General features: G+C 38.2%; 10 protein-coding genes and 2 pseudogenes. 4 read left to right on the forward strand and 8 right to left on the reverse strand.

The window, feature by feature from the left end:
* Positions 1-7: 7 nt before the first annotated feature.
* From BN999_RS11245 to BN999_RS21215, 5 genes and pseudogenes are all read right to left on the reverse strand, one after another.
* Positions 8-1,003, reverse strand: a complete 996-nt coding sequence (locus tag BN999_RS11245) for a glutaminase (protein ID WP_096271459.1) — start codon at positions 1,001-1,003, stop codon at positions 8-10.
* Positions 1,004-1,141: 138 nt separating this feature from the next.
* A complete protein-coding gene (locus BN999_RS11250; protein ID WP_096271460.1) occupies positions 1,142-1,906 on the reverse strand; it encodes a lysophospholipid acyltransferase family protein in 765 nt (254 codons plus the stop codon).
* 65 nt (positions 1,907-1,971) lie between these two features.
* Complete coding sequence (locus BN999_RS11255) at positions 1,972-2,490, reverse strand: hypothetical protein (protein WP_096271461.1); 519 nt, start codon at positions 2,488-2,490, stop codon at positions 1,972-1,974.
* A gap of 101 nt (positions 2,491-2,591) precedes the next feature.
* A pseudogene (locus BN999_RS21030) lies at positions 2,592-2,960 on the reverse strand (CAP domain-containing protein); the annotation flags it as partial.
* A gap of 48 nt (positions 2,961-3,008) precedes the next feature.
* Positions 3,009-3,758, reverse strand: a pseudogene (locus tag BN999_RS21215) (CAP domain-containing protein); the annotation flags it as partial.
* 318 nt (positions 3,759-4,076) lie between these two features.
* Here BN999_RS21215 and mreBH point away from each other — a divergent pair.
* From mreBH to BN999_RS11285, 4 genes are all read left to right on the forward strand, one after another.
* Positions 4,077-5,084 carry a rod-share determining protein MreBH gene (mreBH, locus tag BN999_RS11265; protein WP_096271462.1) on the forward strand — a complete coding sequence of 336 codons (1,008 nt, stop codon included), beginning with the start codon at positions 4,077-4,079 and terminating at the stop codon, positions 5,082-5,084.
* Between the two features lie 869 nt (positions 5,085-5,953).
* Positions 5,954-7,114 carry a CaiB/BaiF CoA transferase family protein gene (locus tag BN999_RS11275; RefSeq protein ID WP_096271464.1) on the forward strand — a complete coding sequence of 387 codons (1,161 nt, stop codon included), beginning with the start codon at positions 5,954-5,956 and terminating at the stop codon, positions 7,112-7,114.
* A gap of 12 nt (positions 7,115-7,126) precedes the next feature.
* Complete coding sequence (locus BN999_RS11280) at positions 7,127-8,329, forward strand: acyl-CoA dehydrogenase family protein (RefSeq protein ID WP_096271465.1); 1,203 nt, start codon at positions 7,127-7,129, stop codon at positions 8,327-8,329.
* Positions 8,330-8,424: 95 nt separating this feature from the next.
* Positions 8,425-9,873 (forward strand): NAD-dependent succinate-semialdehyde dehydrogenase, encoded by a 1,449-nt coding sequence (locus BN999_RS11285; protein ID WP_096271466.1) that lies wholly within the window; start codon positions 8,425-8,427, stop codon positions 9,871-9,873.
* Positions 9,874-9,934: 61 nt separating this feature from the next.
* Here the strand turns inward: BN999_RS11285 and BN999_RS11290 are convergent, their stop codons facing one another.
* The 3 genes from BN999_RS11290 to BN999_RS11300 all read right to left on the reverse strand — a co-directional run bounded on the left by BN999_RS11290 (position 9,935) and on the right by BN999_RS11300 (position 12,581).
* A complete protein-coding gene (locus BN999_RS11290) occupies positions 9,935-11,008 on the reverse strand; it encodes a hypothetical protein (RefSeq protein ID WP_096271467.1) in 1,074 nt (357 codons plus the stop codon).
* On the reverse strand, positions 10,995-11,519 hold the full coding sequence (locus tag BN999_RS11295; RefSeq protein ID WP_176481951.1) for an RNA polymerase sigma factor: 525 nt from the start codon (positions 11,517-11,519) through the stop codon (positions 10,995-10,997). The genes BN999_RS11290 and BN999_RS11295 overlap by 14 nt, the downstream gene beginning before the upstream one ends.
* A gap of 225 nt (positions 11,520-11,744) precedes the next feature.
* Entirely contained in the window at positions 11,745-12,581 is an 837-nt protein-coding gene (locus BN999_RS11300; RefSeq protein WP_096271468.1) for an alpha/beta hydrolase, read from the reverse strand.
* Positions 12,582-12,583: the final 2 nt, after the last annotated feature.

A 12,583-nucleotide genomic window follows, 5' to 3' on the forward strand; every position in this document is an offset into this window, starting at 1 on the left:
CCTCCAATCAAAAAATACTTAAATCCCATTGTGATGCGATATGCTTTAATAATTTCATTCCTGCAACACTATTACCTCTTTCCTCAAGTGCAGGGCCATAAACCCCAATCCCGCATCCTTCTATAAAAGGAAATTGTGCGTTTCTCACCCTTGGCGGCGCTAGGGCAACAATCCCACCTGACACACCACTTTTCGCTGGAATACCAACATAAGTTGCAAATTTTCCCGATGCATCATACATCCCACATGTTAGCATGATTGCTTTGGTAATTCGAGCGATTTGTCGGGGTATTATTTCCTCCTCACTATCTGGATCTTCTCCATCATTAGCTAGAATTAGCCCAATCTTAGCTAAATCGGTAACTGTCGTTTCGATGGAACACTGTTTAAAGTAGGTTTCTAATGTAACATCAAGTGGTGACTCAAGAGATTCTGTTTCTAATAAATAATAACCAATAGCACGATTCCTTGCAGATGTCTCATCTTCTGATGCAAAGACTTGTTGATTAATGATTGGTCGATATCCAATCATCTTTTCCAACAGTTCGAAGACAGGCTCTAATTTCTCTTGTGAATTTTTCCCCTCAAGAAGGGAAGTTACCGTAATTGCCCCAGCGTTTACGAACGGATTAAAGGGTTTATTTGGACTTTTCATCTCTAAATGCATAATGGAGTTAAATGCCTCACCAGTAGGTTCAACATCCACCCGGTCCAACACATAACTTACCCCTCTTTCCATACAGGCAACAATAAAGGTAAGGATTTTTGAGATACTTTGGATCGTAAATGTAACATCCGTATCACCGGAAGTGATGTTCATCCCGTTTTTCCCATAAATGGCAATCCCAAGATGATCTGGATTAGCTTCTGCCAGTACTGGAATATAGGATGCCACTTTTCCTTCTTCTGTTGTCTTCTGGTAAAAGGCCACCCAATCATCCACATAATTTTGCAACCATTCTTTATCTATTTGTGTATTTAAATTCATAGTTCCTTGAACCATAATACTCACCTCAACTTCTAAGCATTACAACATACTATCTCTAGTATGCATCGTTACGATATGGATAATGATTTTATTTGTACAAAAAAACAGTGGGAGAATCAACCTCCCCACTGTTTGTATATTCCCAGATGTATTTTATCGTGTAGTAATGGCGTAATCCTCTTTGATTTCTTCCTGATTAATTGTTTGAGGCAGACCTGACTGAACAATATCTTGAAGCTTATTAGCAAGCTCGGCGCTTTTTAGCGTTTGATAGGACTCAGGAAAAATCGGTTCATGAATGGTCATCTCTACCGTTGCACCTTTAACTCGCCCACCATTTTCCTCTAGCATTTTATAAGTTCCATTGATTGTCACCGGAACGATTGGAACATTTGCTTTTGTAGCTAAACGGAGACTGCCTGGTTTAAATTCACTAAGTGCAGCTCCTTTACTTCTCGTGCCTTCTGGAAAAATCACAAGGGAATATCCGTTTTTCAGATTTTCAATCCCTTGGTTAATCGCCTTCATGGACTGACGACGATCTGTACGGTCAATAAATACACAATTTAATAGTCCCATCCAAGTTCTAATAATGGGCAACTTATTAATTTCTTTCTTCGCAATAAAGCCGATTGGTTTACCAAGATGTCCTAAGAAGGATAGAATATCAAATAAACCTTGATGGTTTGCAACGTATAACACGGCACCTTCTGGTATTTTTTCTCTCCCTGTAACTTGAACATTCGTGCCAGTAGCTTTCATCACTTTTGCCGAGACATTTTTCGGTGTTTCGAATATTTCTTTTCTTATTTCATTTGAAGTCGGTTGTAGATACAATTTCTTTGCTCTTTGTAGTTTAAAAATACTTCCTATAACTAATAAAACTGCGTACGTATAAATCTTGAAAGTAAATAGCATAATGTTCCCCCCAAGACTCTATTATACTGCTTAGTCGATGATGTTCAAGGTACATTTGCTATCCGTTAATAATCCTCATTAATCCGTTGCTCTATTTTCTTAGTAATCTCATCACTAAGTTCTCTATCATGAAAGAGGTCGTACCAAGAGTTGTCTCTTCCAGCTAGCCCTTCCAGGTCCAATAATATAAACCATATTACTTCTAAACTTTTCTTTATAGATGATTCTTCCTCTTCTGTAATGGACCCCTTCTTCAACGCTTCATCTAGGATGAGTTGAACTTCTCTCAGCATATGTCCTATTTCATGAATATTGTTGGAATGAGTATAGAACCTCATTTGTTTTTCCCACAATTCTCTTTTATAGTTTGATAACAATTGTTTCCCGTGTTCCGTCTCGAGTGCCTCTTCAATATTCATCTCTTTCATATCTCTTATTAAATATCGTGTATCACTAACTAAATGATAATAGTCCATGCCAGCTTCATTTTTCATATTTCGTATGTCTTTATATAATGATGAACTTAAGAGCATTAGCAGAAAACAACTTAAACCTAATAACCCAATCACCAAATTCTTTTTCATTATATCCCCACCAATGTTCTAGTATCTCATTAATATTAACATAAAATTCTGAATAAAATAAGCAAGAAAAAGGACGATATACTCTTTATACCGTCCCATCACTACTTTCCAATAAATTGTTGGGTCCATACAATATCTTCTTTCACAAAACCCACGCCAATATGCGTATAATTGGCATTTAGAATATTCGCACGGTGGCCTTCACTATTCATCCAGGCTTGCACCACCTCTTCAGGTGTAAATTGACCTCTTGCTATATTTTCACCTGCAGAATAGTAGGTTACACCAAACTGGTCCATCATATCAAAGGGGGATCCGTATGTTGGACTTGTGTGATCGAAATAATCGTGTTCAGCCATATCAACTGACTTTGCACGGGCTGTTTCTGCGAGTTTTTCGTCCAACTTTAACGGTGCTAGACCTTGTTTTACTCGTTCAATATTCGTTAGTTCAATAACTTGTTTTTCAAATACCTCTTGGTTTACATCGTGATCCAGTCGTTTAATAAACTGCTGTGTCCAATGAAATCCATCATCGGAAAATCCAATCCCAATATGGGTGAATTCCGGATGCAGGATATTTTCCTTATGACCAACACTTGCCATCCAAGCCTGAACTACTTCTTGTGGTGAAGTTTGACCTCTTGCTATATTTTCACCTGCCGAGTAATACTTCACGCCAAAACTAGTCATCATATCAAATGGAGAACCATATGTTGGACTAACATGAGAAAAATAGTCATTGACTGCCATATCAACTGATTTTTCCCGTGCAACTTTTGCTAATTTCTTATCTAGTTTCAACGGCTTTAAATCCTGCTTTTTTCTCTCTACATTGGTAAGCCTAAGTACTTCTTGTTCAAACTCCTCTTGGTCAACAATGACTTTTTTGGGTGAGTTTTCTTTCTGTTGATTCTGTTTTTCTTTAATTTGTTTTTGCTTGGTTTTAGATTTTTTCTTTAAAATCTCTTGTGTCGCTTTTTCTTGAACTCTAACCTTATGTTCTGTTTCTTTTATGTCTTTTTCGTTCCTTATAGCTAGTACTTGTTTATTTAATCTCTTCCAATCGACCTGTGCTAATAGATTTTTATCCATATCTCCCGGTATGTGAAAATATTCATCTATAGTAGAAGCAATATATTTATAATAAGTACCATCCTTGAAAATATATCGTTCAAATCCTTTATTTTCTGCTGATACGAATCCTGGCATTACAAAAATTGTAATAAATATAAAGAGTAATCCTTCTCGTATGTATTTATACTCCATGTTGCTTACACCCCTTTACACCAATTCTCTACAAGGATTCGACAATTCTTATGTTCATTATCGCATGTTTTTTCAAGAATGAATTTTCCAGTTTTATTACAATTGAATAAAACTGTAAAGCAATTGAAACTTGAGTTCGCAGTAAATATGGCTTATTTTATATAGTAGCGTCACATTTTTAGACTTAACCCAATTATTGCTAATAATGTTAACTAGATTGCAGATAATAATAATATATTGTCTTTAACACCCATAAATTTTTTGTCGAACTAGAATGTTATATCGAAATACTATTCGTCATCATTGGAGGAACTCATTATGTTTTCTAATGCAGAAATCGGAATCGATTTAGGAACTGCAAATATACTAATTTATTCAAAGAATAAAGGAATCATCTTAAACGAACCATCGGTTGTAGCAATCGATATTAATACAAAGCAAGTTGTTGCTGTCGGACAAGAAGCAAAAGAAATGATTGGTAAAACACCAAGGAACATCGTACCTATTCGTCCATTACGAGATGGCGTTATTGCGGACTATGATATTACGGCACAAATGCTAAAAGCTTTCTTGAAAAAAGTAAGCAAAAAACTCGGCATGTCGATGCGTAAGCCAAATGTAGTTGTTTGTACACCTTCTGGTAGCACAACAGTTGAAAGAAGAGCAATTCATAATGCAGTAACTAGCTACGGTGCTAAGACCGTTCATTTAATTGAAGAACCTGTAGCTGCAGCAATTGGTGCTGATTTACCAGTTGATGAGCCAATTGCTAATGTAATTGTTGATATTGGTGGAGGTACTGCTGAGATTGGAATTATTTCCCTTGGTGGCGTCGTTTCTTCTAGCTCAGTTCGAGTTGGTGGAGACAAAATGGATGACGAAATTATCCAGTACATCCGCAAGAAATATAATATCTTAATCGGTGAACGCACTGCTGAAAATGTAAAAATGGAAATTGGCTATGCTCACCCAAACCACAAAGAAGAGTTTGTCGATATCCGTGGTCGTGATATGGTGACAGGGTTACCGAAAACCATCTCTATCTCTTCACATGAGGTGTATGAAGCAATCAAAGAATCTCTAGAGCGCATTTTACATGCAATCCGTGTCACACTAGAAAATTGTCCACCAGAACTAAGTGGTGACATCGTGGATCACGGAATCGTCATTACCGGTGGTGGCTCTTTATTAAAAGGTATGCAAGAGTGGCTTGCAAATGAACTATCTGTACCAGTTCATTTAGCACCAAATCCTTTAGAGTCCGTAGCAATCGGTACAGGTAAAGCAATTAAGATGATCTCTAAGCTTGAAAAAGCTGCAAAATAGTACTGTAACGGGGGTTTAGACTCCCGTTTTTTTGTTGCCTTTTGAGTTGGGGGCATGATTTATGGGATTGGGCGCATGGTACTGGGATTTGGGCGCATGCTTGAGGGGCGCGGGTACATGGTACTGGGATTTGGGCGCATACTTGAGGGGCGCGGGCGCATGGTATTGAGATTTGGGCACATGCTCGGGGGGCGCGGGCGCATCGTACTGAGATTTGGGCGCATGCTCGAGGATAGCGAGTATATGGTACTGAGATTTGGGCGCATGCTCGAGGAGCGCGGGCGCATCGTACTGAGATTTGGGCACATGCTCGAGGGGCGCGGGCGCATGGTGCTGAGATTTGGGCACATGCTCGAGGGGCGCGGGCTCATGGTGCTGAGATTTAGGCACATGCTCGAGGGGCGCGGGGACATGGTGCTGGGATTTGGGCGCATGCTCAAGGATAGCGGGTACATGGTACTGAGAATCGGGCGCATACTCAAGAAGTCCAGGTGCATGATTCATAAAATTGGGCACATATTCGAGGGACGCAGGCTCATGATTCTTGGGTTTGAGCTCAGGTCCGTAGGCTAAATCTTCACAACCTCCCTCCCTTACCAAAATAACCTCACAAATTAAACAATAACTGTTTACAAATTTTTCAGAATACATTAAACTATATTCAAGAGTCATGTTTAAAACGCTTATACCGTTCATCCACATGGCCTATCCTAAAAGTTATTTTATGTATAATTTACTGCCTAGCTTGTTCACAGCTCAGCAACCTGATCTGTTTCAACAAGCCTTAAGCCAGTTCATAATGATTGCAGCATTTAGCTGTGTTCATTTTGAATTGGCTTTTTTTATTGAAATTAGAAAGGAGTGAAGCCGTGTCAGGAGCTTTAGAGAAAATAAGAGTTCTTGATTTAACTCGGGTTCTTGCAGGTCCATATTGTACGATGATTCTAGGAGACTTAGGTGCTGAGGTAATTAAAGTAGAAGCACCTGGCGGAAGTGATGAGACGAGAAAATGGGGACCGCCATTTCAGAATGACGTTAGTGCCTATTATCTTTGTGCAAACCGTAATAAAAAAAGTATCACGCTCAACCTAAAAACAGAAGAAGGTATCCAAACGATTAAAGAACTTATAAAGGAATCCGATGTTATTATTCATAATTTCAAAACGGGTACCATGGATAGATTCGGAATTGATTATGAACAACTAGCGGAGATAAATCCGGGAATAGTTTATTGCTCAATCACTGGGTTTGGGGAAACCGGTCCATATAAGGACTTACCCGGCTATGATTTTATCATTCAAGGGATGAGTGGATTGATGTCTATAACAGGAGATGATCAATCTGGACCGCAAAAAGTAGGTGTAGCTATTACGGATATTCTAACTGGCTTATATGCAGCAATTGGCATTCAGGCTGCACTTTTAGAACGCGAAAAGTCTGGAAAAGGACAAAAGCTTGATCTCTCACTTTATGATACAGCTGTTAGTGCACTGATTAACATCGGAAGTAATTACCTCATGTCCGGAAAAATTCCATCTCGACTTGGAAACCATCATGCAAACATCGTGCCATACCAAACCTTTCAGACAATGGACGGTGAAATAGTAGTTGCGGTTGGAAATGATAATCAGTTCAAAGCTTTTTGTACTATTTTAGGAAAAGATCAATATAGTGAAGATGAGCGTTTTAAGACCAATCCAGCGCGTGTGGAGAACCGAGATATCATTGTTCCGTTAATCCAGGAAATCCTTGTGACAAAGCCTACTAGTTATTGGCTAGATAAATGCCATGAGAATAATATTCCATGTGGACCTATTCAAAACTTACAGGAGGTCACAGAAGACCCACAGTTACAAGCAAGGGACATGTTCCTGGAAACGGAACATCCTACTGCTGGTCTTATCAAAATGATTGGTAGCCCATTAAAACTATCACGGACACCTGTGTCACTGCGACATCACCCTCCAAATGCGGGTGAGCATAATAATGAAATTTTACATTCTATCAATAAATCTAATATTAACCAATAGGAGAGATGAAAAATGAATTTTAATTTTACAGAAGAACAAAATATGTTACGCGAAACAGTGAGAAGCTTTGTAGATAAGGAGATCATGCCTTATATTGCGGAATGGGATCGTGAAGGACAATTTGACCAAAATATATACAACAAATTAGCTGACCTTGGCTTAATGGGTGTATGTATACCAGAGGAATATGGTGGAAGTGGTATGGATTACAATGCACTAGCTATTGTGTGCGAGGAACTTGAGCGTGGTGATACGGCATTCCGTACAGCTGTTTCTGTTCATACAGGTCTTAACTCTATGACTCTATTACAATGGGGTAATGAAGAACAAAAACAAAAGTATTTAACACCTCAAGCGAAAGGTGATAAAATCGGTGCCTTTGGACTAACTGAGCCTGGTGCTGGATCTGATGTTGCTGCCCTCCAATCTACTGCAATAAGAGATGGTGATCATTACATCTTAAATGGACAAAAAACATGGATTTCTCTTTGTGATGTTGCAGATCATTTCTTAGTATTTGCTTACACAGATAAATCGAAGAAGCACCATGGTATTTCTGCTTTTATCGTAGAGCGTACTTGGGATGGGTTTTCTTCTAAAGCAATTAAAGGAAAACACGGAATTCGTTCTGGTAATACTGGTGAACTTTTCTTTGATAATGTGAAAGTCCCTGCAGAAAACTTGCTTGGTGAAGAAGGAGAAGGATTCAAAATTGCGATGTCTGCACTTGATAACGGACGCTTTACGGTTGCAGCTGGCGCGGTTGGTCAAATCATGGCATGTATAGAATCTAGTGTGAAATACTGTCATGAACGTGAGACATTTGGAAAGCCAATTGGTCGCCACCAATTAGTACAACAAATGATTGCAAAAATGGAAGCTGGTTTACAAATGAGTCGCCTCCTAGTATATCGTGCTGGAGAGCTGAAGAACGAAGGGAAGCGTAATACTCGAGAAACTTCTCTTGCAAAATGGCAAGCATGTGATTTTGCTAATAAAGCAGCAGACGATGCAATGCAAATTCATGGTGCTTATGGTTATTCTGATGAATATCCAGTTGAGCGTTACCTACGTAACTCGAAAGCTCCAGTTATTTACGAAGGAACACGCGAAATTCATACGGTTATGCAAGCAGAATATGTCCTTGGATACCGTACCGATAAGCCATTAAATCAAATGCTACCAGCTTGGAATCCAGATAAAGAATTAGTCTAATTAAACCTATAAAAATCGCACCTGCAAATTGATAGAATAATGCAGGTGCGTTATGCTTACTTATAGAATAAAAGAATAATTGGGGAGGATGGAATATGATTTCTACATTAACGAAAAGTATTTACATTAATGGAGAATGGCGTGAAGTTGACCAATCAAAAACACAAACCGTTTATAACCCAGCAACCCTTGAGCCCATTACAGATGTAGCTAACGGAGGACAAGAAGAAACGCGTGATGCTATTGAAGCAGCAACTAATGCTTTCCCAGCTTGGAGTGAAATGACTGGAAGACAGCGTTCCCGTATATTATATAAAGCGGCAGAACTCATGCGTAAAGATGCAAAACGCCTGGGCGAGATTTTGACTAGAGAGCAAGGAAAACCACTTAATGAGGGAATTGGTGAAGTAAAAGGTGCGGCAGGGTTTTTACTTTGGTATGCAGAGGAAGCTTCTCGTGGTTATGGTGAGTGGATTCCTTCATCAGTAAAATCGAAGCGTATGTTAGTAATTCCTAAACCAATTGGTGTAGTAGGAGCAATCACACCATGGAACTTCCCTTCTTCTATGATTACTAGAAAATTAGGCCCAGCACTTGCTGCGGGTTGTACAGTTGTATTAAAGCCATCACCAGAGACTCCTCTATCGGCGATTGAGATTGTTAAAATATTCGAAGAAGCAGGCATGCCTCCAGGTGTTGTTAACCTAGTTACAGGTGATGCACAGGCTATCGGAAAAGAAATGCTTACTAATAAAGATGTTAAGCTTATTACCTTCACTGGTTCCACTGCGGTTGGAAAGTATTTAATGCGTGAGGCTGCAGATCAAGTGAAGAAGGTATCCCTCGAACTTGGAGGACACGCACCCATTATAGCCTTTGAAGATGCAGACTTAGATAAAGCAACGACATTGTCTATTGCAAGTAAATTCCGTAACAATGGTCAAACATGTATTTGTGCAAATCGACTCTACGTACATGAATCTATTGCAGATGAGTTTACGTCTTTATTAAAAGAAAAGCTGGAGAAGATGAAAGTCGGTTATGGAATGGATGAAGGAGTAGAGCTTGGTCCACTAATTAGTGAACAAGCTCGTGAAAAGGTTGAAGCTCATCTTGCAGATGCCCTTGAGAAAGGCGCTGAGATTGTTTCTGGTGGTAACAAATGGGACGGTGAGTTGCAAGGATATTTCTGCCCTCCGACTATAGTTAAAAATGCTACCGATGATATGGTGGTCATGAATCAAGAAACATTTGGACCACTATTCCCAATTCAAACCTTTAAAGACGAAGCTGATGTCATTAAGAAGGCGAATAATACGGATTATGGATTAGCAGCCTATATTTTCACACAAAACACCGCCCGCACATTACGTGTTGCGGAGAGGTTAGATTATGGTATGGTTGGCGTTAATGATGTCTTCCCTTCCGTTCCAGAAGCACCATTTGGTGGTATTAAGCAATCCGGTAGTGGTAGCAAAGAAGGCGGCCATCATGGAATGGATGAATTTTTAGAGATGAAGTTAGTGTCGATTGCAATTGATTAATGTACAAATTAAAGGTGCTAGAGTTGCTCTAGCACCTATTTACGTATTATTCTGGTTAATATTATTCCACTTGTATCTCTGATTTTCCACTACTTTTATCTGAAAGTACATAATAGATATATACTTTTCCGTCCTTTTGATTCTGAAATAATACTGAAAATGCATTTAAATTTTCTTCTTTGTCCCAATAGAGAAGAACTTGGGCTTGCAATTCGCCATTCATTAACGCTTTAGTATCCCCTATTTCACCATCGTCATTTGGGTATTGATAATCTTTATTTCCAAAATCATACCTCCAATATTCACGACCATCCATGTTTGATATGCCCTCATGATAATTTTTTCCGAGGAGACTCTCGACTTGTTCCTTTCTTAAACCCAGAGTAACATTTTCCTGAACCATTGCTGCTATTTCATTTTCTTTCTTATGAATGGTTGTATTAATTGTTTCCTTTTTCTTATTGGATTCAATTGATATGTCAGGTTCTACACTTTGCAGATACACATTCGATTTAGGACTTCCATTTATTTCAAAGACATATTCCTTGTCTTCTGTAACAGTCAGAGTAATCATTTCCGAAGAAAATAAAGCCCTTCCTTTATTTGGTATAGGATCTATAATAACCGCTTCTAATGATGTAACTCCCGTGAGCTCTTCCTTTGTAAAAGTGAATTCAAAATAATCGCCTATTTCTACCGGAGAGCCGTCCGCGTTCATACTACCTTGTGTTGCTTTTAATTCCCCATTTTGATAGACATTTAATTCTAATTGAGGGATATCAACATCTGTATTGTTAATTATTTTTACAACTAGATATTCTTCCTTAGCATCTGACACTACTAAATTAGAATCTGAAGAACTATTAGATGGATTTTGGTCATTTATTCCAAGGAAGTCCTTGCCACTATTAGTTAATATCGGTATTACCGTAACCACCAATAACAATGTAACAGCTACCGATGCTAAAAGATATTTCCATTGAACAGTATTTTTAGTTGGTTTAGGAGGCATATCATTCATTCTTTTCTTTATCTCACCGAATACCTCATTCTTTTCTATTTCAGTAAGCTTTACCTTGTGATTAATCGAAACAAACGTTTGATTTAATTCATCTAATTGATCAAACTGTTTCATGTCGATAAGCCCCCTTCTCTAATTCTTTTCGTAATGCCTTGATTCCTCTGAACAAATTTACCTTCACTTTATTTTCTGTCCACCCCAAAATATCTGCAGTCTCGCTAATTGAAAACTCTTTAATCTTTCTCAGAATGATGACATCTCGATAAGCCCTCTTTAATTTACTAAGTCCCATATATAATTCCTGTTCCGCTTCATTAAGCATTGCAATTTGTTCTGGATTTGGTTCTGTTGCATGTATAATTGGAAACGAATCTACTAAAAATAAAAGTGGTTTTTTCTTCCGTATATAGTCAATTGTTAAATTTCTTGCAATACGAAATAGCCATCCTCTGACATTATCCCCTTGGAATGATTCAAAATTGCTATAGGCACGTAGAAAAGTATCTTGCAATACATCTTTTGCAAGCTCATGATCACCAATCAAAAAGTAAATATAATTATAAATATCATTGTTGTATGCATTGTACCATTCGCCAATCTGCTCTTTCCTGTAGTGTTGGTCCATGACCTCATTTCCTCTCAATCTATAATTTGCTTTTCACTATATCAACGGATGAACAACACAAAAGTTACACTAAATAAAAAATACGCTCTATGACGAGCGTATGAAGGTTGGAAAGACTCCTAGTCTATCTGTTACAGATTCTATTGAAAAGTCATTGTCTAATTTGTCTTCAAGGAGAAATATACTTCGACAGAGGTCTTTATATTTTCCAAGCATGTCCTCTTATTAATTTGCTGTTTGTCTAACAAATTCTAGAAATTCTTCTTCTTCCTCTGAAGCCGGATGGTGATTACTCTCCTCGAATATTGTCAAAGAAGCATTAGGAATTAATTCAGCAATCTCGACTCCAAACTTCATTGGACATTGTGCATCATATTTTCCTGTGTAAATATAACTTGGTACATTTACTCTTCTAAGTTCCTCTCGAATATCATACGTTGGATACTCTACTTTTCTAAAATAATCTAATCTTGGTCCCACTGTCTTACCACTATTAGGCTTCTTCATTGATTCTTGAAGTTTCTCCTCAGAATAATAAGACATTAATGCCCATTCATATCCTACTTCTCTCCGTTTTTCAAGCGGAGTAGTTGGGTCTTCTAATAGATTCATGATTTCTACGATTCTATTAAAGTTTGGATTTTTACTACAGTAGATGGAGTCAGGATCTGCCCCATATTCATAACTTGCAGCAGCCCCGCCAGCAATAATCTTTGTTAATGATTTAGGGCTTTGAATTGCATATTTTAATGCAAGCATACCTCCCGTTGAGTGGCCAGCAAATCCCCATGTTTCTAGACCTAATGCTTCTCGAATCGCTTCTAAATCTAAAACAGTATTATCCATGCTATATTCACTCTGATCATTTGCCCCGGCAGAATTCCCAGCACCTCTCAAATTAATAAGGTATACGTGATAATGTGCAGTAAATGGATTAGCAAATGAATTACCTTTTTCGTTGTATTCACTATAATGATGGGTTACAGCAAGAGGCTCTCCTTCACCCTTTTCAAATAGTTCAAATACCCCTCTTTTTGTTTCAATTAATCTTTGTTTCCACATAA

It is taken from the genome of Paucisalibacillus globulus, from assembly GCF_900184735.1.
GTDB lineage: Bacteria > Bacillota > Bacilli > Bacillales > Amphibacillaceae > Ornithinibacillus > Ornithinibacillus globulus_B.